Annotated in this window: 21 protein-coding genes; 8 read left to right on the top strand and 13 right to left on the bottom strand. The window is 70.6% G+C overall.

What is annotated here, in order from left to right; genetic code table 11:
- Nucleotides 1-66 precede the first annotated feature (66 nt).
- Both AB3X52_RS18445 and AB3X52_RS18440 read left to right on the top strand, forming a co-directional pair.
- On the top strand, nt 67-702 hold the full coding sequence (locus AB3X52_RS18445; protein ID WP_367995567.1) for a PadR family transcriptional regulator: 636 nt from the start codon (nt 67-69) through the stop codon (nt 700-702).
- Nucleotides 702-1,784 carry an inositol-3-phosphate synthase gene (locus AB3X52_RS18440; RefSeq protein WP_367995566.1) on the top strand — a complete coding sequence of 361 codons (1,083 nt, stop codon included), beginning with the start codon at nt 702-704 and terminating at the stop codon, nt 1,782-1,784. Before AB3X52_RS18445 ends, AB3X52_RS18440 begins: the two co-directional genes overlap by 1 nt.
- 113 nt (nt 1,785-1,897) lie before the next feature.
- On the opposite strand, the gene AB3X52_RS18435 is transcribed toward AB3X52_RS18440, so the two are convergent.
- From AB3X52_RS18435 to AB3X52_RS18425, 3 genes are all read right to left on the bottom strand, one after another.
- Nucleotides 1,898-2,371, bottom strand: a complete 474-nt coding sequence (locus AB3X52_RS18435; RefSeq protein WP_367995565.1) for an SRPBCC family protein — start codon at nt 2,369-2,371, stop codon at nt 1,898-1,900.
- A gap of 91 nt (nt 2,372-2,462) precedes the next feature.
- Nucleotides 2,463-4,001 (bottom strand): AMP-binding protein, encoded by a 1,539-nt coding sequence (locus tag AB3X52_RS18430; protein ID WP_367995564.1) that lies wholly within the window; start codon nt 3,999-4,001, stop codon nt 2,463-2,465.
- Complete coding sequence (locus AB3X52_RS18425) at nt 3,998-5,461, bottom strand: CCA tRNA nucleotidyltransferase (protein WP_367995563.1); 1,464 nt, start codon at nt 5,459-5,461, stop codon at nt 3,998-4,000. The genes AB3X52_RS18430 and AB3X52_RS18425 overlap by 4 nt, the downstream gene beginning before the upstream one ends.
- 50 nt (nt 5,462-5,511) lie before the next feature.
- Between AB3X52_RS18425 and AB3X52_RS18420 the strand changes: the two genes are divergently transcribed.
- The 5 genes from AB3X52_RS18420 (at nt 5,512) to trxA (ending at nt 13,128) form a co-directional block, all read left to right on the top strand.
- On the top strand, nt 5,512-7,722 hold the full coding sequence (locus tag AB3X52_RS18420) for a DUF6049 family protein (protein WP_367995562.1): 2,211 nt from the start codon (nt 5,512-5,514) through the stop codon (nt 7,720-7,722).
- Nucleotides 7,719-9,578 carry a murein biosynthesis integral membrane protein MurJ gene (gene murJ / locus AB3X52_RS18415; RefSeq protein WP_367995561.1) on the top strand — a complete coding sequence of 620 codons (1,860 nt, stop codon included), beginning with the start codon at nt 7,719-7,721 and terminating at the stop codon, nt 9,576-9,578. Before AB3X52_RS18420 ends, murJ begins: the two co-directional genes overlap by 4 nt.
- A 13-nt stretch (nt 9,579-9,591) precedes the next feature.
- Nucleotides 9,592-11,505 carry a protein kinase family protein gene (locus AB3X52_RS18410; protein WP_367995560.1) on the top strand — a complete coding sequence of 638 codons (1,914 nt, stop codon included), beginning with the start codon at nt 9,592-9,594 and terminating at the stop codon, nt 11,503-11,505.
- Between the two features lie 116 nt (nt 11,506-11,621).
- Nucleotides 11,622-12,650 carry a thioredoxin-disulfide reductase gene (trxB, locus tag AB3X52_RS18405; RefSeq protein WP_367995559.1) on the top strand — a complete coding sequence of 343 codons (1,029 nt, stop codon included), beginning with the start codon at nt 11,622-11,624 and terminating at the stop codon, nt 12,648-12,650.
- A 148-nt stretch (nt 12,651-12,798) separates the two neighbouring features.
- Nucleotides 12,799-13,128: a thioredoxin gene (trxA, locus tag AB3X52_RS18400; protein WP_367995558.1), complete on the top strand. Its 330-nt coding sequence runs from the start codon at nt 12,799-12,801 to the stop codon at nt 13,126-13,128.
- A 132-nt stretch (nt 13,129-13,260) separates the two neighbouring features.
- Here the strand turns inward: trxA and AB3X52_RS18395 are convergent, their stop codons facing one another.
- Nucleotides 13,261-13,803 carry a DUF5709 domain-containing protein gene (locus AB3X52_RS18395; RefSeq protein ID WP_367995557.1) on the bottom strand — a complete coding sequence of 181 codons (543 nt, stop codon included), beginning with the start codon at nt 13,801-13,803 and terminating at the stop codon, nt 13,261-13,263.
- A gap of 135 nt (nt 13,804-13,938) precedes the next feature.
- Nucleotides 13,939-14,691 (bottom strand): GNAT family N-acetyltransferase, encoded by a 753-nt coding sequence (locus AB3X52_RS18390; protein WP_367995556.1) that lies wholly within the window; start codon nt 14,689-14,691, stop codon nt 13,939-13,941.
- A gap of 19 nt (nt 14,692-14,710) precedes the next feature.
- Between AB3X52_RS18390 and AB3X52_RS18385 the strand changes: the two genes are divergently transcribed.
- On the top strand, nt 14,711-16,030 hold the full coding sequence (locus tag AB3X52_RS18385; RefSeq protein ID WP_367995555.1) for an aminotransferase-like domain-containing protein: 1,320 nt from the start codon (nt 14,711-14,713) through the stop codon (nt 16,028-16,030).
- 413 nt (nt 16,031-16,443) lie between these two features.
- Here AB3X52_RS18385 and AB3X52_RS18380 read toward each other — a convergent pair whose 3' ends face one another.
- From AB3X52_RS18380 to rpmH, 8 genes are all read right to left on the bottom strand, one after another.
- The gene (locus AB3X52_RS18380; RefSeq protein ID WP_437440580.1) at nt 16,444-17,451 is read right to left on the bottom strand and encodes a ParB/RepB/Spo0J family partition protein; all 1,008 of its coding nucleotides are present in this window, start codon (nt 17,449-17,451) and stop codon (nt 16,444-16,446) included.
- Nucleotides 17,448-18,386 (bottom strand): ParA family protein, encoded by a 939-nt coding sequence (locus AB3X52_RS18375; RefSeq protein ID WP_367995554.1) that lies wholly within the window; start codon nt 18,384-18,386, stop codon nt 17,448-17,450. The genes AB3X52_RS18380 and AB3X52_RS18375 overlap by 4 nt, the downstream gene beginning before the upstream one ends.
- A 192-nt stretch (nt 18,387-18,578) precedes the next feature.
- A complete protein-coding gene (gene rsmG / locus AB3X52_RS18370) occupies nt 18,579-19,319 on the bottom strand; it encodes a 16S rRNA (guanine(527)-N(7))-methyltransferase RsmG (RefSeq protein ID WP_367995553.1) in 741 nt (246 codons plus the stop codon).
- Between the two features lie 24 nt (nt 19,320-19,343).
- Nucleotides 19,344-19,841 carry a Jag family protein gene (locus tag AB3X52_RS18365; protein WP_367995552.1) on the bottom strand — a complete coding sequence of 166 codons (498 nt, stop codon included), beginning with the start codon at nt 19,839-19,841 and terminating at the stop codon, nt 19,344-19,346.
- Nucleotides 19,838-20,854, bottom strand: a complete 1,017-nt coding sequence (yidC, locus tag AB3X52_RS18360) for a membrane protein insertase YidC (protein ID WP_367995551.1) — start codon at nt 20,852-20,854, stop codon at nt 19,838-19,840. The genes AB3X52_RS18365 and yidC overlap by 4 nt, the downstream gene beginning before the upstream one ends.
- Before the next feature lie 4 nt (nt 20,855-20,858).
- Nucleotides 20,859-21,131 (bottom strand): membrane protein insertion efficiency factor YidD, encoded by a 273-nt coding sequence (gene yidD, locus AB3X52_RS18355; protein WP_367995550.1) that lies wholly within the window; start codon nt 21,129-21,131, stop codon nt 20,859-20,861.
- A 9-nt stretch (nt 21,132-21,140) separates the two neighbouring features.
- Nucleotides 21,141-21,473 (bottom strand): ribonuclease P protein component, encoded by a 333-nt coding sequence (gene rnpA, locus AB3X52_RS18350; protein ID WP_367995549.1) that lies wholly within the window; start codon nt 21,471-21,473, stop codon nt 21,141-21,143.
- A 28-nt stretch (nt 21,474-21,501) separates the two neighbouring features.
- Nucleotides 21,502-21,639: a 50S ribosomal protein L34 gene (gene rpmH, locus AB3X52_RS18345; RefSeq protein WP_367995568.1), complete on the bottom strand. Its 138-nt coding sequence runs from the start codon at nt 21,637-21,639 to the stop codon at nt 21,502-21,504.
- Nucleotides 21,640-21,735: the final 96 nt, after the last annotated feature.

Raw genomic sequence — 21,735 nt, 5'->3', positions numbered from 1 at the left:
CACCCGTAGGCAAATTCGATGTGCCCCTCGTTCGCAACGCGCGGATATATCGCTACGATATGTCGCATGGCACGTCGCGCGGAGACCATCGAGTTGGCAGTCCTCGGACTGCTGCACGAGGGACCCATGCACGGCTACGAGCTGCGCAAGCGGCTCAACCTGATGCTCGGCTGGGGCCGGGTGCTGTCGTACGGCTCGCTCTACCCCACGCTGAAGAAGATGCTGCGCGCTCGCCTCATCGAGGAGACGACGGCCACGACCGCCCCCGTGTCGCGGCGTCAGCGCATCGTCTACCAGCTGACCGAGGCCGGCCACCGCGAGTTCGAGGAGCTCATGGCGGAGGTCGGTCCCACGGCGTGGGAGGACGACAACTTCGACATCAGGTTCGCCTTCTTCGGTCGCACCGACATGGAGATCCGGTTGCGAGTGCTCGAGGGTCGGCGAAGCCGGCTCCAGGAGCGGCTGGACAGGATCCAGCAGCAGCTCGCCATGACCCAGAAGGAGGTCGACTCCTACGCCCGTGAGCTCCAGCGTCACGGCGTGGAGTCGGTCGAGCGCGAGGTGAGGTGGCTCTCCGAGCTCATCGACGCGGAGCGCAACCCGCAGGAGCAGACGCCACGCACCTCGCCATCATCTGGCCTCGAAGGGGCCGACGTGACCACCGCAGGCGCGGAAGTGACCTCAGATAGGAAGGAGCCCTGATGGGTTCGGTACGTGTAGCAATCGTGGGGGTCGGCAACTGCGCCAGCTCCCTCGTCCAGGGTGTCGAGTATTACAAGGACGCCGACGCCACGAGCACCGTTCCGGGGCTCATGCACGTCAAGTTCGGTGACTACCACGTCTCCGACGTGGAGTTCGTCGCCGCGTTCGACGTCGATGACAAGAAGGTCGGCAAGGACCTGTCCGAGGCCATCAACGCCTCGGAGAACAACACGATCAAGATCGCCGACGTCCCCTTCGCGGGCGTCGAGGTCCAGCGCGGCCCGACCCTCGACGGGCTCGGCAAGTACTACAAGCTGACGATCGAGGAGTCCGCCGCCGAGCCGGTGGACGTCGTCTCGGTCCTCAAGGACAAGCAGGTTGACGTCCTCGTGTCCTACCTCCCGGTGGGCTCGGAGGAGGCCGACAAGTTCTACGCCCAGTGCGCGATCGACGCCGGCGTCGCTTTCGTCAACGCCCTGCCCGTCTTCATCGCCTCCGACCCCGAGTGGGCCAAGAAGTTCGAGGACGCGGGCGTTCCGATCGTTGGTGACGACATCAAGTCCCAGGTCGGCGCGACCATCACCCACCGCGTGATGTCGAAGCTGTTCGAGGACCGCGGCGTCATCCTCGACCGGACCTACCAGCTCAACGTCGGCGGCAACATGGACTTCAAGAACATGCTCGAGCGCGAGCGGCTGGAGTCCAAGAAGGTCTCGAAGACGCAGGCCGTGACCTCCAACCTCACCGGCCCGCTGGCCGGCAAGGTCGAGGACAAGAACGTCCACATCGGCCCGTCCGACTACGTCGCGTGGCTCGATGACCGCAAGTGGGCCTACGTCCGCCTCGAGGGCCGCGCCTTCGGTGACGTCCCGCTCAACCTGGAGTACAAGCTCGAGGTCTGGGACTCCCCGAACAGCGCCGGCATCATCATCGACGCGGTCCGCGCCGCCAAGATCGCCAAGGACCGCGGCATCGGCGGCCCGATCATCCCGGCCTCGGCCTACCTCATGAAGAGCCCGCCGGTCCAGATCGAGGACACCGAGGGTCGCGCTCTGCTCGAGAAGTTCATCGCGGGCGAGTGATCCTCTGAACACGGCCCCGGGTGACCATCAGGTCCCCGGGGCCGTGGTCATCTGCGGCAAGCCTCTGCACAGACCAGATCGTTGCGGCCGACGCCCCGCCGCGGCGCCCGAGCTCAGCGCTCGGCGTCGGCCTTGAGTCGCGCGAGCGTCTGCCGCATCCCCTCGACCATCTCCTCCGCGAAGGCCTCCTGACCTCCGAAGGCCAGCTTGGTGAGACTGCGGGAGAGCAGCGAGATGCCGTTGGGGGTCTCGCGGCGGTGGGTGACGGCGGTGCCGCCGTCGGCGGTGGCCTCGAGCTGGAACGACCAGACGGTGTGGTTCTCCACGATCCGGAAGGCGAAGTCGCTGTGCGGCGTGAAGCGCACGACCTTGGCGTTCGTCGGCCAGTGCTTCCAGCCCTGGTGATTGATGTTCACGAACCGGGTGCCAAGGCGGACCGGCCCGCCCAGGACGACCGTCTTGACCACCTGCGGGCTCCAGGAGGACATCCGGGCGACGTCGGTGACCATCGCCCACACCTGCGCGGGCGGAGCGGCGATGGTGACCGTGGCGGTGAGCTCGTTCGGCGGCGTGGCTGTCGCAGTCATGCCCGCAACCTAGCCGCGAGTAGAGATCGTGGGAACACCGTCCGCCGTGCGGTCCCGGTTCGGTCGATCACCGGCTGCGCCGGCCGGACGATCAGACCGGGCGGACCAGGGCGGCCCTGGTCACCTTCCCCATCGCGTTGCGCGGCAGGTCGTCGACGAAGTTGATCGAGCGCGGGGTCTTGTACGACGCGAGCCGGCCGCGCGCGTGGGTCGTGAGCTCCTCGGCGAGCTCGTCCGGGCGCGCGGCGGAGCCGACGGCGTCGGGTCGCAGGATGACCCACGCGCCCACAGTCTCGCCCCACTCCGCCGACGGGATCCCGGCCACCGCCACGTCGCCGACCGCCGGGTGCTCGCGGAGCACCGCCTCGACCTCGGCCGGGTAGACGTTGTAGCCGCCGGAGATGATCAGTTCCTTGCTGCGGCCCTTGATGCGCACGTAGCCGTCGGCACTGACCTCGCCGAGGTCGCCGGTGTGGAACCACCCGTCCTCGGTGAACGACTCCGCGGTCGCCTCCGGACGCTGCCAGTAGCCGCGGAAGACCGACGGGCCGCGGACGAGCACCTCCTCGTCGCCCTCGGTCAGGCCGATCCGGAGCTCCACACCGGGAAGCGGGTGGCCGACCGTGCCGGGGCGGCGCTCGCCGTCGTACGGGTTGGAGACGGTCATGATCGTCTCGGTCATGCCGTAGCGCTCGAGGATCTGCTGTCCCGCGCGGTCGGCGAGTCGCTGATGGAGGTCGGCCGGGAGCGGCGCGGAGCCGGAGACGCAGAGCCGCAGGCGGGCGAGCGCATCGACACCGGGGGCGTCGACCAGGCGGGCATACATCGTCGGGACGCCGAAGAACATCGTCATCTCATCGCCCGCGGCCGCCTCGACCACGGTCGCGGCGTCGAACTTCGGCAGCAGGACCGCCGAGGCACCGGCGAGGAGCGTGCCGTGGAGGGCCACCCCGAGGCCGTGGATGTGGAAGAGCGGCAGCGCGAGCAGCAACCGGTCCGCCTCGGTCCAGCGCCAGGCGAGCCGGATCGCCTCCGAGCTGGCGAGGAGGTTGCCGTGGGAGAGCATCGCGCCCTTGGGCGCGCCGGTCGTGCCGGAGGTGTAGGCGACCAGCGCCAGGTCGTCACGGCCGACCGCGTCGACCTCGACCTCGGGCCCGTCGGGCAGGTCGACGTCGGGGCCGCAGACGACACCGGTCCGCGCCATCCACGCGGCGCGGGTCTCGTCGTCCACGATCGCGCCCGACGGCGTCACGTCGTCGATGACGTAGTCGACCTCACGCTGGGTGTAGGCGGTGTTGAGGGGGACGACGACCAGCCCGAGCCGCAGCGCGCCGACGTAGGCCTCGACGAGCCGGCGGGAGGAGCCGGCGCTGACGATGATCCGGTCGCCGCGGCGGAGTCCGGCCCGCGCGAGCCGGGCGGCCACCCGACGGGTGGCGCGGTCGAGATCGGCGTACGTCGTCCAAGTGTCCTCGCCCCACTCCCGGACCGCCGGCGCCTGCGGAGTGCGGGCGAAGACCGCCGCCCAGGCGCGCGGCAGCGACTCCTGCGCGAGCAGGTCGAGACCCTCGACCGGCACGTCCGCCGGCAGGTGCCGCGCCCAGCCGGTGTCGTCCAACGGAGCGCTCATCGGGCCGCCCACCACTCGAGCAGCCGCTGCCTCGCCTCTTCCTCGGAGAGGACGCCCTCGTCGATGCGAAGGTCGAGAAGGAACTTGTAGGCTTCGCCGACCTCGCGGCCGGGCTTGAGTCCGAGGACCTCCATGATCTGGTTGCCGTCGAGCGCAGGCCGCATCGCGGCCAGCTCCTCGGCCTCGGAGAGTCGCTCGATGCGCGCCTCGAGGGCGTCGTAGGTCCGCGCGAGCCGCTCGGCCTTCTTCTTGTTGCGCGTCGTGCAGTCGGCGCGGGTCACGATGTGGAGGCGCTCGAGCTGGTCCCCGGCGTCGCGGACATAGCGGCGTACGGCGGAGTCGGTCCACTCGCCGGTGCCGTAGCCGTGGAAGCGCAGGTGGAGCTCGACCAGCGTGCTGACGTCCTCGATCTCCTCCTTGGAGAAGCGCAGCGCCTGCATCCGTTTGCGGGTCAGCTTGGCACCGACGACGTCGTGGTGGTGGAAGGTGACCGAGCCGTCCCCGACGAACCGCCTTGTCCTGGGCTTGCCGACGTCGTGCATGAGCGCCGCGAAGCGGGTGACGAAGTCGGGGCCACCGCCCGGCAGGCGCGACTCGAGGTCGATCGCCTGTTCCAGCACGGTGAGGGTGTGCTCGTAGACGTCCTTGTGACGATGGTGCTCGTCGCGCTCCAGCCGCAGCGCCGGCAGCTCGGGCAGGACGCGGTCGGCGAGGCCGGTGTCGACGAGGAGGGTCAGGCCGAGCCGGGGGTAGGGCGCGCAGACGAGCTTCACCAGCTCGTCGCGCACGCGCTCGGCCGAGATGATCGAGATCCGGTCGGCCATGGCGGTCATCGCCTCGACCACCTCGGGGGCGACCGTGAAGCCGAGCTGCGCGGCGAAGCGCGCGGCCCGCATCATCCGCAGCGGGTCGTCGGAGAAGGAGTCCTCAGGGCGGCCCGGCGTGCGCAGCACGCGGGTGGCGAGGTCCACCACGCCGCCGTACAGGTCCACCACCTCGCGACCGGGGACCCGGACAGCCATCGCGTTGATCGTGAAGTCGCGCCGGCCGAGATCCCCGGCGAGGGTGTCGCCGAAGTCGACGTCGGGCTTGCGCGAGGTGGGGTCGTAGACCTCGGAGCGGTACGTCGTGACCTCGACCTGCCAGGGACCCTTCCGGCAGCCGATGGTGCCGAACGCACGACCCATGTCCCACGTGGCACCGTGCCGATCCGTGCTGGCCCACTTCTTCAGGATCCGCTCGGTGTCGTCGGGCCGCGCGGAGGTGGTGAAGTCGAGGTCGTGGTGGGCGCGTCCGAGCATCGCGTCGCGGACCGGGCCGCCGACGAGCGCCAGCTCGAACCCCTCGGCGGCGAACGCCTCGCCCAGCGGCTCGATCACGGGGGCGAGTCGGTCCAGCGTCTCCGTCACCGAGCGCTGGACGTCGGCGACGCTGATCGGGGGAAGCTGGGTCTCGGACACGGGGCAACAGTCTAAGAGGGCGGCGAGGGCCGGCCGATATCCTCGACGCCATGCTCCGCCCTCCCCTGCTGTCGCGCCCCTTCGCGACGGCTCGGACGGCAGGTGCGGCCGGGCCGGTCCTGTGGGTGCTGCTCCTGCTGGGGCTGGTGCTCGGCGTCGTGGCGCCCCCGGCGGCGCAGGCCGCGGAGCCGCCGGCCGACCCGCTCGCGGTGAGCATCGATGCGCTCGACGCCGCGACGCTCAACGGCAAGGGCCCGATCCAGGTGAGCGGGACGCTCACCAACCTCGACGACACGTCGTGGAGCAACATCCACGTCTACCCGTTCATCGGCGACACGCCGATCACCTCGGAGTCCGATCTCGCGGCCCAGGTGGCGCTCCCCGACGACACCGTCGTCGGCCAGCGGGTCATCCGCGAGGGCCACTACGCCACCATCCCCGACGTGGCTCCGGGTGAGACCGTGGCGTGGTCCTTCAGCATCCCCCGCTCTGCGCTGCGCGACGAGATCGGCAGCGGCGGCTCCGGGGTCTACTGGTTCGGCGTGCACGCGCTCGGACCGACGGCCGCAGGCGGGACGCCGACCGCGGACGGCCGCGCACGGACCTTCCTCCCCCTCGTCGCGAAGCAGAAGAAGAACGCGACGCCGGAGAAGGTCGCGCTCGTCCTGCCGATCCGCCGCCGCGTGCTGCACCAGCCCGACGGCCGGATCTCCAACGTGGCGGGCTGGGTGCGCCAGCTCGGCGCCGACGGACGGCTGAGCCGGCTGGTGTCCTTCGCGAGCACGAGCACCCAGGTCAGCTACCTGCTGGACCCGGCGGTGCTGGACGCCGTACGCCAGCTCGCCGCCGGCAACCCGGCGCGCAATCTCGGCCCGACCCCCGGCCGCGGCTCCGGCGGCTCCTCGTCCAGCAGCGACGCCTCCCCCTCCGACGGCGCGAGCACCGACGGCTCCGGCGGCGTCGCGGACGACGACCCCACCGACGGGACTACCGGATCGGGCGAGAGCGCCGCGCAGGTGGCGCTCGACAAGGAGGCCGCCGGCGTCGCGTCGGCCTGGCTCGACCGGCTCAAGGAGACCCTGCCCGGACGGGAGGTCCTCGCCCTGCCGTACGCCGACCCCGACCTGCCCGCGCTCGCGGTCCATGCCCGGAGCCTCTACGCCAGCGCGCGGGAGCGGGCGAAGGCGGTCCTCGACGGGCTGGGGATCGATGGCGTCCCGGTCGTCGCGCCGCCGTCCGGCTATCTCGACAGCGACGCGATCGACCTGCTCGCCGACCGCCCGCTCACCCTGGTGAGCGACGCGATGGTGCGCGGTCGGAAGCCCTCCGTGGCCCTCGTCGACGGTCACCGGCTGGCCCTCACCTCGGCCGCCGCGGCGTCGGGCGGTCCCGGTCCCGGCGACCGGTGGTCACCGGTCGCGCTCCGCCAGCGGATCGCCGCCCAGGCAGCGCTCCGGCTGCGCGGACACCGCCCGGTCGTCGTCATGCTCCCCGACACGTGGACCCCACCCGGCGCGTCACCCGGGTTCTTCGCGGCGCTCTCCGCACTGCCGTGGCTCTCGCTCACGACGGTCGAGGACGCGGTCTCCGGCGAGAGCGCCACCACCGTCCCCGACGACCGGGTCGTCTATCCGCACTCCGAGAGCGCCGCCGAGCTGCCCGCCGGCGTCTTCGACTCGGTCGACGACCTGCTCGCCGCGGGGCGGACCCTGCAGGCCATCCTCAGCCGCAACACCACCGTCGCGACGGCCGTGCTCGAGGAGGGGCTCACGTCGACGTCGTACGCCGCCCGCCGCGGCCGCGGGGAGGCCGCCGACCGGTCATGGCGGGTCATCGAGCACGCGTTGGACCAGATCAGCGTCGAGGTACCGCCGTCGGTGACGCTGTCGAGCAACAGCGGGCGCTTCGCGGTGACCGTCGCCAACGGCCTCGACCAGCCGGTGTCGCTCCACCTCCACGCCCACGCCGACGACGGCATCGCGGTCAGCGGCCCGCAGACCGTCGAGGTCGGCCCCGGGGCCCGCAGCACCGTGCTGCTCTCGGCGCGCGCGACCCGCAACGGCGTGCACACCGTCCGGCTCGACCTCACCGACGCCGACGGTACGTCGGTCGGCAGCGGCGCCTCGCTGCCGATCCGCTCCGCACAGGTCAGCGTCGTCATCTGGTCCTTCGTCGGCGTGGGCTGCGCGCTGCTGTTCCTCGCGATCGCGATCCGGCTCTATCGCCGGATCCGGCCCCGGGTGGTGGAAGAGGAATCATGAGCGACACGAATCCGCGGATGAAGCGGATCAGGGCCGAGCTGCCGCCCCGCGAGGAGCCGACGCCGTCGTACGCCGGCGGCCTCGCGCCGGAGCCGGTCTACGACGACCCGGTGCCCGACCCGACCATGGAGCGGGTCGCGGTCCCGATCTCCCAGCGCCTCCCGGTGGTGCGCGTGGAGACCCCCGACGACAGCGCGGAGGCGAGCACCGAGGACGAGCGCCGGATCCGCGCCGGCGGCGAGCCGAGCCACCGTGCGTCGCGGTCGATCCTGGCCTCGAGCGCGGTCATGGCCGCCGGCACGGTGGTCTCCCGCGGCAGTGGCTTCGTTCGCTCGGCGCTGCTCGCGGCGGCGATCGGCTCCACGGGCCACGCGGACGTCTTCAACGTCGCCAACACGATCCCCAACATGCTCTACATCCTGCTGGCCGGCGGCGTCTTCAACGCCGTGCTCGTGCCGCAGCTGGTCCGCGCGCTCCGCAACGACGAGGACGGCGGTACGGCGTACACCCAGCGCATCATCACGCTCGCCGGCCTGTTCCTCGGCGGGGTCACGGTGCTGCTCGTCCTGGCCGCGCCCTGGATCATCCACCTCTACTTCCATCACCACGACGCCGCCCAGGTCGCCTCGGCGATCGACTTCGCCCGCTGGTGCCTACCTCAGGTGTTCTTCTACGGGATGTTCGTGCTGGTCGGACAGGTGCTCAACGCGCGCGGCAGCTTCGGGCCGATGATGTGGGCGCCGATCGCGAACAACGTCGTCTCGATCTTCGTGCTGGTGTCCTACCTGGGCTTCTTCGGCCCGCAGGGGACGGGCTCCTACTCGTTCGGCCAGGAGCTGCTCCTCGGCCTGGGCTCGACGCTGGGGATCGTTGCCCAGTTCCTCATCCTGCTGCCCTACCTGCGCAAGGCCGGCTTCGTCTTCTCGCCACGGTTCGACTTCCGCGGCAGCGGACTGGGCCACACGCTGCGGCTCGGCGTCTGGACGGTGCTCTTCGTCATCGCCAACCAGATCGCCTACACCGTGGTCACCATCCTGGCCGGCAGCGGCAGTGGCAAGGACGGCACCGGCTACACGATCTACTCCAACAGCTTCCTGCTGACCCAGGTCCCGCACTCGATCATCACCGTGTCGCTGGCGACCGCGATCCTGCCCGCGCTCTCCGCGCGCGCCGCGGCGAACGACCTCGAGGGCCTCGGTCGCACGCTGACGGGGACGCTCCGCTCGGCGCTCGCCGTCGTCGTCCCCGTGGCCGCGATGCTGCCGATTGTGCCGACCGCGCTCGCCCAACTCCTGTTCGGGTACGGCGCGAGCGCGGACCAATACCGCGACTACTCCAGCACCATCGCGCTGTTCGCGCCCGGGCTGGTCTTCTTCACCGTCCACTACCTGATGCTCCGCGGCCTCTACGCCCTCGAGCGCAACCGCACCGCGTTCTACATCCAGTGCGCGATCGCGGCGACCAACATCGTGACCGCGCTGGTGATCGTCGGCTCCGTGTCGCCGGACCACACCGCACCCGCGCTCGCCGTCTCCTACGGCACGTCCTACTTCGTGGGCTCCCTGACGTCGTACGCCGTCCTCCGCCGTCTCCTCGGCGACCTGGACGGTCGGCGGCTGCTGCGCTTCCTCGTCCGCCTCGTCGTGGTGACGGCCGCCGCGACCGTCGTCGCGGGTCTGTTCCACGCCGCGCTGCTGACCTATGACGAGTCGCCGTCGTGGGGCGTCACGCTCGTTGAGACGATGGCGGTCGGCGTCGTCGACGTCTGCATGCTGCTTCTCGGCGCGCAGGCGATGCGGCTCACCGAGATGACCTCGGTCGTCGGGCAGATCACGCGCCGGCTAGGACGACGCTGAGAGACTGGTCGCCATGGAGTCGACGCGTTCTGGGGACGTCCTCGCCGGCAGGTACCGCCTCGCGGACCTGCTGAGCGAGTCCGGCGACGGTCGCTTCTGGAAGGCCGACGACTCGATCCTGGGTCGCCCGGTCGCCATCCACGTGCTCGGTGCCGACGACCCCCGTGCTCCCCGGCTCATGGACGCCGCGCGCGCCTCCGCCTCCGTGGGCGACGCCCGCCTGCTGCGCGTGCTCGACGCCGAGACGACCGGCGAGATCGCCTACGTCGTCAACGAGTGGGGCGCCGGCACGTCGCTCGACAACCTGCTGGCCGCCGGCGGTCCGCTCCCGGCCCGACGCGCCGCCTGGGTCGCGGAGGAGGTCGCCGACACGCTGACGCACGCCCACGAGTTGGGCCACGCGCACGGCCGGCTCTCGCCGGAGAACGTCCTGGTCGACGAGCTCGGGGCGGTCCGCATCATCGGCTTCGCGGTCGAGGCGGCGCTCCACGGGCTCGAGCCCGGCCGGATCGACGACGACCGGGTCGACCTCGCCGGCATCCTGTACGCCGGCCTCACCGGCAAGTGGGCCGGTCGCAGCCCCTCCCGCGTGCCGCCCGCCCCCCGCACCCACGACCGCGTGCTGCGGCCGCGACAGGTCCGGGCCGGGGTCCCCCGCGTGCTCGACGACCTCTGCGACCGGGTGCTCGCCCACGCCGAGCAGGCGCCGCCCTCGGCCCGCGAGCTGGGCAGCGCCCTGGCGGCGTACGTCGGCGACGCCTCCGACCTCGGCGGGACTCCCCGGCCCGCGACCGGTCCGTCCGTCCCTGCTCCACCCGCGACCGAGGACCCCGACGCCACCCAGGCGATGCCCGCCCCCGACCTCGACGAGCCGACCGTGGCGACGCCGCTGCCGTCCGACCTGCCCCCCGCCGCCGGGTCGGCCGCGGCGTCGTCGGAGCCGTCCGCCGAGCCGGAGCCGACCCAGGAGGGCCTGCCGTCCTTCGACGACGACTGGGACGACGACTGGCACGTCCCGCGCTCCGACCCCGTCCCACCGCCGCCGCCGCTCGAGCCGCCGACACCCAAGCCGCTCTTCGCCGACGAGCCCCGCCGACCGCGGACCGGCAGCGAGGAGCCCCTGGGCCACGCTCCGGAGCCGACGCGCGCCGCCGTACCCCCGCGGTCGTCGTCCGAGCGCGACACGCCGCCGCCCACACCACCCCGGGTCCCGCAGCGAGCGCCGGAGCCGACGCGCGCGCCGGAGGCCGACTACTGGCCGTGGTCGGGCTCCGGCCCGCAGGTGATCGCGGACGAGCCAGAGCGGGCGGCGACCGCGGGTCGCGGCTGGCTGCGGCTGGCCATCGCGATCGCCGTCGCGGCCGTGCTCGTGGTGTGCATCGCCCTCGCCTACAACGCCACCCACGGCGGCTCGCTGCTCGGCGGCTCCGACGAGTCGCCGACCGCCTCGCCGTCCGTCTCGACGCAGCGGTCCGTGCCGGTCCGCAACGTCGATGTCCGTGACTTCGACCCCTACGGCAATCCGCCGGCGGAGTATCCCGACCTCGCCCACTACGCGGTCGACGGCGACAAGGCCACCACGTGGCGCACGTCGACGTACAACGACCAGCTGGGTCCCCCGCCCGGTCTCAAGACCGGGGTCGGCCTCGTGCTCGACCTGAAGGCGACGTACGCCGTCGACAAGGTGCGCCTCGATCTCCTCGGCAGCCCGACGTCGGTCAGCGTCTACGTCAGCGACGACGACCCGAGCGCCGCGCCGACCGGCAAACCGGCGGCCAGCGGCAGCCTCGGCACCTCGGGCCAGCTGACGCTGCACGGGGCGAAGGGGCGCTACGTGACCATCTGGCTGACCGCGCTCCCCCAGGTCGCCGACGGCTTCCGCGGCGAGGTCGCCGAGGTGTCCGTCACGGGCGTGCGCGCCGGCTGAGCCGGGTCACGGCCCACGCAGGCATGTCTTCCGCTGGGCGCACGTCGCGTTCGATGAGGGAATCTTCCTCACCTACGATCCGTTACGGCAGCGTCATCGACCCACGGAGTGTCCCTATGCCCATCGCCTCGTCCCCGACCGAGCCCCGCAACGTCATCGTCATCGGGTCCGGCCCGTCCGGCTATACCGCCGCCGTCTACACGGCACGCGCCGGTCTCGCCCCGCTCGTCTTCGAGGGCTCTGTCACCGCCGGCGGCGCGCTGATGAACACCACGGAGGTCGAGAACTTCCCCGGCTTCCGGGACGGGATCATGGGTCCCGACCTGATGGACAACATGCGGGCGCAGTCCGAGCGATTCGGCGCCGAGCTCGTCCCCGACGACGTCGTCGAGGTCGACCTGACCGGCGACGTGAAGGTCGTCAAGACCGCGACACAGACCCACTACGCGAAGGCCGTGATCCTCGCGATGGGCTCCGGCTACCGCAAGCTCGGGCTGCCGCGCGAGGACGAGCTCTCCGGCAAGGGCGTCTCCTGGTGTGCGACCTGCGACGGCTTCTTCTTCCGCCAGAAGCCGATCGTGGTCGTCGGCGGTGGTGACTCCGCCGTCGAGGAGGCCACCTTCCTCACCCGGTTCGGCTCCTCGGTGACGCTGCTGGTGCGGCGCGACGAGCTGCGCGCCTCGAAGATCATGCAGGAGCGTGCCTTCGCCGACCCGAAGCTCGAGATCGCGTGGAACTCCGCGATCGACTCCATCAACGGCGACCTCAGCGTGGAGTCGCTGACCATCGTCGACACGAAGACGGGTGAGAAGCGCGATCTCGAGGCGGCCGGCCTCTTCATCGCCATCGGCCATGACCCGCGCTCCGAGCTCGTGAAGGGTCAGGTCGACCTCGACCCCGAGGGCTATGTCCTGGTCAAGGAGGGCTCCACGGAGACCAACCTGACCGGTGTCTTCGCTGCCGGTGACCTCGTCGACCACGTCTACCGCCAGGCGATCACCGCGGCCGGCACGGGCTGCCAGGCCGCCCTCGACGCCGAGCGGTTCCTGGCCGAGCTCGCCCACGCGGCGTCCGCCCAGGGCGAGGCCGAGGCGCAGGCCGACGCCGAGGTCTTCACCGAGCTCCAGGAGACGGCGGGCGCCTGACGCCTCCCCTCGCGGGACCCGGCGGCCGGCGTACGTCTGTCGGACTCGATGTCCCGGACGGCGTCGTCATCGGGAATCATCTCCCCCTCGACGGGCGTTCCACCTCCACACGACCTCCCAGCAGTTCCACTCCAGAAGGGTTCCCATCGTGGCTGACAACATCTCCGCCGTGACCGACGCCGAGTTCGAGGCGACGGTCCTCAAGTCCGACAAGCCGGTCCTCGTGGACTTCTGGGCCGAGTGGTGCGGCCCGTGCCGCCAGGTCTCGCCGATCCTCGACGAGATCGCCAACGAGCACGGCGACAAGATCACCTTCGTCAAGATGAACGTCGACGAGAACCCGGTCACCCCGTCGACCTACCGCGTGACGGGCATCCCGACGCTCAACGTCTACCAGGGTGGCGAGGTCGTGAAGTCGATCGTCGGCGCCAAGCCGAAGGCGGCGCTCCTCAACGAGCTCTCCGCCTTCATCGGCTGACACACGTCTGACGCTGCGAGAGCCCCGGCGGGCCGGTCGACCTCCTCAGGTCGGCGGTGTCCGCCGGGGCTCTTGGCGTCTCCGTACGCCGACGCCGGCGGCCCGCTCCCACCGTCCCTCGACGTCACCTGTCTAGAGCTCGTCGTCGTCGACGACGTGGACCGCCGCCTCCTCGGCACTGGCTCCCGCTCCGTCGATACCGACGTCGTCGGCGACCACGTCCTCCTCGGTATCGGTGCGCGCCCCCTCGTCCGGCTCGACCAGGCGACCGGCACGCGCATCGCCGACCTCCGGATCCGGTTCGTCCAGCCCGCTGCGACGCGCCTCATCCGCGGCTGCGGCGTAGGGATCAGGCTCGGGCTGCTCCTGCTCGAGGCGCTGGTCCAGCGACTCACCCATGCTCTCCTCGAGCGGCGTGTTCCCGAACCGTTGCGCTGCCGACCACTTCTCCGGCGGCGAATAGCCTTCGTCCAGGGGGTCCTCAAGGCCTCGGTCGTCATCGACCACGCTGTCCCCCGTGTCCTGGGGCTGCGTCTCGTCGTCGACGCTGTAGCCGTGGTAGCTCTCGTTGTTCGAGGCGTCGTTGGTCTCATCGACACCCGGGTCGTTGCCGATCTCGGTGTCGACGTCCGCGTTGGCCGCAGCGCCGTCGGTTTCTGGCTGCTCCGAGCTCATCGGTCCTCCCGGTCGGTCGGCGATCTTCAGGACGGATACGGGTACCCACTCCGACCGCCGGACACGATCACTGGTCCTTCCGGATCGCGCACCTGCGCGGCCACCGTGACCGGTCCCTGCGGACCGGTCCGCTCCTCACGTCGGGCGTGCGCGCCGGGAATCCTGCGCGTCGTCCCGCCGCAGCGGCATCGGCTCGTGGTGGGCCGGCACGGGCGCCGGGCGATGACGCTGTCGCGGCGGGCGTACGGCGCCCCACAGCCGCTCGAGGGCGACCTCGACCTCCTCCCGCCAGGTGACGGCCTGCTTGAGCTCCATCCGGAACCGAGGCGCGGTGGGATGGGCGCGGTGCGTCTTGAAGCCCACTCGGGCGAGGAAGTCGGCCGGCGCCGCGCAGCGCCGTCCGTGGATCCCGCTCAACGGGCCGACGTCACCGAACGCCTCGACCGCCCGGACGTCCGTGCGGCGGATCAGGTCACGCGCCATGCCCTGGATCAGCATCCGCCCGAGCCCACCACCAGCGTGGCGCGGGTCGATCCATGCCGTGGTGAGCAGCACCGCGTCCGCGGACACGGGCGCCGTCGGGAAGCAGCCCGCTCCGCCGACGTACGACGGGGGCGCGTAGATCAGGAATCCCACGGTCTCGCCATCGACGACCGCGACCCGCCCGCAGGAGCCCCACTCGCGGAGCACCTCGGAGATCCAGGCCTCCTTCTCGGCCATCACGTCGTTGGCGCTGACGTGGCGCCGACGCACCGGATCGAGCTCCCAGAAGAGGCAGGTGCGGCACGGCGCCGTCAGCTCGGCGAACCTGTCGAGCGTCAGGGGTAGTATTTTGCGCGACATCTGGGCCTCCATCCCGCGGACCGGCTCCCCGCGAGGCTGTGTCATCCTTCATGCTAGAGGCATCATGAACAACACCCCTTCCCGCGCGCCCGGCTCCCGTCTCGACCCCTACGTCGATCGTTACGCTGCGCGCACGGCAGGGATGACGGCCTCGGAGATCCGGGCCCTCTTCTCGGTCGCCTCACGACCGGAGGTCGTGTCGCTGGCCGGTGGGATGCCGAACATCTCCGGGCTTCCGCTCGACGTCGTCGGCGGCGCCATCTCGGACCTGGTCGCCTCGCAGGGTCCGGTCGCGATGCAATACGGCTCCGGTCAGGGCGTCCCGGAGCTGCGGGAGCAGATCACCGACGTGATGCGCCTGGAGGGGATCGAGGCCCACCCCGACGACGTCGTCGTCACGGTCGGGTCACAGCAGGCCGTCGATCTGGTCACCCGGATCTTCTGCGACCCGGGCGACGTCGTGATCTGTGAGGCCCCGTCCTACGTCGGCGCGCTCGGTGTCTTCAAGAGCTACCAGTGCGAGGTCGTCCACGCCGAGATGGACGCCGCCGGCCTCGTCCCGGAGGCGCTGCGCCAGGCGATCGCGGCGACCAAGGCCGCCGGGCGCACGATCAAGTTCCTCTACACGATCCCCAACTTCCACAACCCCGCCGGTGTCTCGCTCTCCGCCGAGCGGCGCCCGGAGATCCTTGAGATCTGCCGCTCCGAGGGCATCCTCGTGCTCGAGGACAACCCCTACGGCCTGCTCGGCTTCGACGGCGAGCCCAAGCGCGCGCTGCGCGCCGACGAGTCGGAGGGCGTGATCTACCTCGGCTCGTTCTCCAAGACGTTCGCTCCCGGCTTCCGCGTCGGCTGGGCGCTCGCCCCCCACTCCGTGCGCGAGAAGCTCGTGCTCGCGCAGGAGAGCGCCACGCTGTGCCCGCCTCAGTTCTCCCAGATGGCCATCTCGGCCTACCTCACCAAGCACGACTGGCAGGGCCAGATCAAGCAGTTCCGGGAGATGTACCGCGAGCGCCGCGACGCGATGGTCGACGCGCTCTCCGATCTCATGCCCGCATCCTGCCGGTGGAACGTCCCCGACGGCGGTTTCTACGTCTGGATGACCCTCCCGCCGGGCGTCGACGCCAAGGGCATGCTGCCGCGCGCCGTCACCGCGCGTGTCGCCTACGTCCCCGGCACCGCGTTCTTCGCCGACGGCTACGGCTCCTCCGCGATGCGGCTCTCCTACTGCTATCCCACCCCGGAGCGGATCCGCGAGGGCGTACGCCGCCTGGCCGGCGTCATCGAGGCCGAACTCGAGCTGCGCGAGACCTTCGGCGCCACCGGCCCGATCCAGGGCCTGCCGATCCGAGGCACGGAACACCCCAGCACCGACACCCAGTGACCGCGCTGGAGTGACCCGGGCCGGCGTCCTCTGCCTGTGACCGCCCGTGGTGCTGGGTGGCCGTGGCAGCCCCGCGCCGTTGAGTCCTCGGCTGATCGCGCAGCCAGGGCTGTGCAGGTGGCGAGGAGGGGGCTTCGCTCGGGTCGCATGGTCCTGTCCTCGCGGAGATCCTCCTGTGCGCCGACGCTCAGCGGCGCCGACACCACCTCACCGTGCGGCCGTACGGCGCTCGATGGCGCGGGCGGCGAGCCGATGACCGAACAGATCACGGATGGAGCCGCCTCGTCGGTGCGATCGCCGTCGCCGCACGGGCTCGTGTCGATCCCGGGCGACGCGGCCGGTCACGACGCCACGCGACACGCTGCTCGAGGCGATATGTCGACAAATCGTTTTATCGTCACATCGTCAAGCCGCTAGATCGGTCTATCACTGCGGTTGCGGGGATCCATGATGTCGACGATGCGCTGCAGGTCCTCCAGGGTGGCGAACTCCACGGTGATCTTGCCCTTGCTCCGGCCGAGGTCGACCTTCACCCGCGTCTCCAGCCGGTCGGCCAGGCGATCGCTGATCTCGTCGAGGCCCGGCGGCGCGGGCTTCGGGCGCTTCACCCGCGGTGCCGCAGTCGTGTCAGCCTCGCCCAGCGCCACGATCTCCTCCAAGGCGCGGACGCTGATCCCCTCCGCCACGACGCGTTGGGCAAGCCGATCCTGACGCTCCGCGTCGTCGACACCGAGCAGCGACCGCGCATGCCCCGCGGACAAGACGCCGGCGGCGACCCGCCGCTGCACGGCTGGCGAGAGCCGCAGCAGACGGAGCGTGTTGGAGATCTGCGGGCGGGAGCGACCGATGCGCTGCGCAAGCTCCTCGTGCGTGCAGTCGAAGTCCTCGAGGAGCTGCTGGTAGGCGGCTGCCTCTTCGAGCGGGTTGAGCTGCGAGCGGTGGAGGTTCTCCAGCAACGCATCACGCAGCATGTCCGTGTCGTCCGTCTCGCGGACGATCGCGGGGATCGTCGTGAGCCCCGCCTGCTGGGTCGCGCGCCAGCGCCGCTCACCCATGACGAGCTCATAGGCGTCGGGACCCGTACGGCGCACCACGACCGGCTGCAGGAGGCCGATCTCCTTCACCGAGTGGACGAGCTCGGCCATCGCCTCCTCGTCGAAGACGTGGCGGGGCTGCACGCGGTTCGGGCGGATCTGATCGACCGGTAGCTCGGCGAAATAGGCGCCTCGGACCGGCTCCAGAGGCGGATTTTCGATCTGAGCGCCGTTCACGGGCGCGACGGACTCCAGGTCCACGGCCTCGCTGGAAGGCGCTCCAGCGCCAAGGTCCGCATCGCGGACGTCCTCGTTGACAACCGGCGCGGTGGGGATCAGCGAACCGAGTCCGCGACCCAGTCCACGACGTGCGGGCGGCTTGCTCACCGACGTACCCCCTTGCGTGCGATCTCGCGGGCCGCTTCGAGGTAGCTGAGCGCGCCCGGTGAGCCCGGATCGTAGGTCATGACGGTCTGGCCGTACGACGGCGCCTCCGAGACCCGGACCGACCGTGGGATGTAGGTGCGCAAGACCTGATCGCCGAAGTGTTCGCGCACCTCCTGCGCGACGCCCGCCGCGAGGCGTGTGCGTGCGTCGTACATCGTGATCAGGATGCTCGACACGGTGAGCGCCGGGTTGAGGTGGGCGCGAACCATCTCGACCGTCTTGAGCAGCTGGCCAAGCCCCTCGAGCGCGTAGTACTCCGCCTGGATCGGGATCATGACCTCCGCTCCGGCCACGAGCGCGTTGATCGTCAGCAGCCCCAGCGACGGCGGGCAGTCCACGATCACATAGTCCCAGCGGTCCTCACCGGCCGAGGCGGCGTCGCCGACGCGCGGGTGGCCCTGGAGCGCGCGCTGGAGACGCGCCTCACGCGCGACGACGCTCACCAACTCGATCTCGGCGCCCGCGAGGTCGATCGTCGCCGGGACGACGTCGAGCCCCGGGAGCTCCGGGGCCGGCTGTACGACATCCGCGAGCGGAGTGCCGTCGACGAGCAGCTCGTACGTGCCCGGCGTGCCTTGGAGGTGCTCGACGTTGAGCGCAGTCGACGCGTTGCCCTGCGGGTCCAGGTCGACCACGAGGACCCGCTGGCCCAACTGCACGAGCGCTGCTGCGATGTTCACGGTGGACGTGGTCTTCCCGACGCCGCCCTTCTGGTTCGCCGCCACGATGACGCGCGTGGCCGCGGGCCGCGGCATCGCCGGACGGTTCCGCGCGCTCTGCCTCGCGAGGATGGTGTGCTCGGTCGCCCTCGCCAGGGGAGTGTGGTCGTCATCGATGCCCGCGGCGTAGTCGGCGAGATCACCGGCCGTCCTCACCGCGACCTTGGGAGGCGCCGTTTCACGTGAAACCTCCGTCGGCGTTTCACGTGAAACATCGGGGCCGGACCCGGCTTCCGTAGGGGTGAACTGCGGGCGATCGTCGTCCTGCGGCATGTCCTCGTCCTGTGGATGAATGGGGCCGGTCTGTGGAAAGTCACGCTCAGCGAAGGCCAAACGCCGGTGGATAACTCACCGCCGACGCTGAGCCGGACGCTTGTTGCGCTTCTTGCCACCCACCCGAGAGCCAGACTGCGGCTTCGCGGCAGACGGCAAAGATACCTGCGTCGGATCCGCCCAAGCCACTCGGACGGCCACGGTGGTGCTCTCCAGCAGACCGTCACCGAGCACATGGATCGTCGGCGGCGCGCAGCCGAGCTCGCTGAGGGTCGAACCGGCCTCTGCCACTTCCTCCGCTGCGGAGGTGCCCTTCATCGCCAGCAGTGCACCATGCGGGGAAACCAGCGGCATCGACCAGGCCAGAAGCTTGGGGAGCGCAGCAACCGCACGTGAGGTGACGACGTCGAAGACCTGCGTCCCGTGCAGGACATCAGCACGGCCGCGGACCACGGTGACGTTCTCGAGCCCCAGATCAGCAGCGACCTCGTTCAGGAACGTCGTGCGCCGCAGCAGCGGCTCGATCAGCGTGACCCGGAGGTCGGGACGGGCGATCGCCACGACGAGCCCCGGAAGGCCGGCTCCGGAACCCACATCCGCGACCGAGGCGTCGTGGGGGAGGAGCTCGGTCAGGACGGCGCAGTTCAGCAGATGACGATCCCACAGCCTCGCGACCTCCCGCGGCCCGATGAGGCCGCGGACGACGCCGGCATCGGCGAGCCACGCCGCGTAGCGCTCGGCGCGAGGAAGGGTCTCGGAAGAGAACACCCTCCGCGCCGAATCCGGCGCGGAGGGTGTCAGGTGTACGTCGCTCACGACGTCATCGTTTCACGTGAAACATCACGCGGGGAGCACCACCACGTGGCGACGCGGCTCGGCACCCGACGACTCGGACGTGAGACCCGCGGCAGCCACGGCGTCGTGCACGACCTTCCGCTCGAACGGAGTCATCGGCTTGAGGGACACCGGAGCACCGGTCTCCTTCACGGTGGCAACCGTCTCCTGCGCCAGCGCGACCAGCATGGCGCGCCGATCCGCACGGAACCCAGAGATGTCGAGCATCAACCGCGAGCGCTCGCCGGTCTCACGGTAGACCGCCAGGCGCGTGAGCTCCTGCAGCGCGTCCAGCACCTCACCGTGCTGACCCACGAGCTGCTGCAGCTCCGCACCGACGATCGACACCGCGGCGCGATCGCCTTCGACGTCCATGTCGAGGTCACCGTCGAGGTCGGCGATGTCCAGGAGCTCCTCGAGGTAGTCGGCCGCGATGTCGCCCTCCTGTTCCAGGAGCTTCACACGCGCGTCGTCGACCTCGGGCTGCGTGGTCTGGTCGGTCACTTGTTCTCCCCGTTCTTCTGAGGGTTCTGGTGCTGCCCGGCCTTGGGGCCGGACTTGCGCTGGCTGCGGGTCTGCTTCTTCGGCTGCTGGCGCTGCGCCGGCCGCCGGTCCGACTCGGGCGCGTCAACGACGGTGCCCTGGACGATCCCATCGCCGGTCTCAGCCGCGACCGCGTGGCCGCGCCGCGCCGCCTTCGCCCGGTCGCGCTCGAGCTTGGCCTTCTCGGCAGGCGTGCCTGGCGCCGGGTTGTTGCGGATGACGTAGAACTGCTGCCCCATCGTCCAGATGTTGGAGGAGGTCCAGTAGAGCATCGCCGCGATCGGGAAGGCGAGACCGGAGACCGCAAAGACGATCGGGAGGACGTAGAGCAGCATCTTCTGCTGCTGGGCATACTGGCCCGACATCGCGTCCGCCGGCATGTTCTTCGCCATCAGCTGACGCTGGGTGAGAAAGGTCGTCGCACACATCGCCACCACGAGGATGGCAGCGAGGATCTTCGGCCCGACCGTGTCCGACCCGCTGAAGGTGGCGGAGATCTTGACCCCGAAGATCGCCGCGTCGTGGATGTGGTCGGCGTCAGCGCCGGAGAGGAAGCCCTTGGCGGTGCCGTGCGCCGCATGGTTGATGAGGCGGAAGAGCACGAGGAAGACCGGCATCTGCAGGATCAGCGGCAGACAGGAGGCGAACGGGTTGGTGCCCGTCTCCTTGTAGAGCTTCATCGTCTCTTCGGCCAGCTTCTGCCGGTCATGGCCGTACTTCTTCTGCAGCTCCTTGACCTTGGGCTGGATCAGCTGCATGTTGCGACTCGACTTGATCTGCCGCACGAACAGCGGGATAAGCAGCGCCCGGATCGTGACCGTCAGGCCGATGATCGCCAGGACCCAGGACCAGCCGTTCGAGGCTGGGATCTGGAAAACGCCCGTGAAGAGCTTGTGCCAGACCAGCATGACGCCGGAGATGGCGTAGTAGAGGGGTGTCGCGATCGCTCCGAACAGATCGCCGATGGCTCCCACGGAATCAGGCTCCTCGAGTAGTGCTGCTCCCGCGGACGCGGGAATGACGGTCTTGGTGGAGAGGCGATGGTGGCACCGGGTCGAACCCGCCCTTCGCCCAGGGATGGCAGCGCGCCACCCGGCGTACGGCCAGCCAGGACCCCTTCACGCTGCCATGCTCGCGCACCGCGTCCAACGCGTAGGCGGAACAGGACGGGTAGTACTTGCAGACGTCGCCGTAGAGAGGGCTGATGAACGTCCGATAGAGCCGCAGCAGTCCGATGAGCAGATACTTCACGGGCCGACCTCAGGTGAGCACACGTGAAAGGCAACGGCGCAGGTCGTCGCCGAGTTCCGAAGACGTGGCCTCCGCGGACGCGGGGAGCGCACGCACCACAAGCACAGCAGAGCCCGGGAGCTCCCTCAGGGACTCCCGGGCCAGATGGCGCAGTCGGCGCTTCACACGGTTCCGGACCACAGCTGGGCCGACCGACTTGCCCACCACGAAGCCCACCCGCGCCGGCCCGGAGTCCTCCCCGGGGAGCAGGTGGACCACCAGGCTCTTCGAGCCGGCACGACGACCCCGGCGTACCGCTGAGCGGAACGACTCGGCGTCCGTCAGCCGGTGGGGCCGGGGCAACAACGCGGCGTGGTGGGCGAAGCCCGCGTCAGACGGTGAGGCTCTTGCGGCCCTTGCGGCGGCGCGCCGACAGGATCGCGCGCCCGGCGCGGGTGCGCATGCGCAGGCGGAAGCCGTGCACCTTGTGGCGGCGACGGTTGTTCGGCTGGTACGTACGCTTGCTCACGAGCTCTTCCTTCGGTGTCGAACGGGACACGAGGTCCCAGGTGGGCGTGTCGCCCCGGCTGATCAGGCGGGCCATGATGGAGTTCGGCTGGCACCG

It is taken from the genome of Nocardioides eburneus (assembly GCF_040838215.1).
In the GTDB taxonomy this organism is placed as follows: Bacteria; Actinomycetota; Actinomycetes; order Propionibacteriales; family Nocardioidaceae; genus Nocardioides; species Nocardioides eburneus.
Note: the sequence above shows the minus strand (reverse complement) of the source record. Positions and strands in the feature narration are given on the sequence as shown.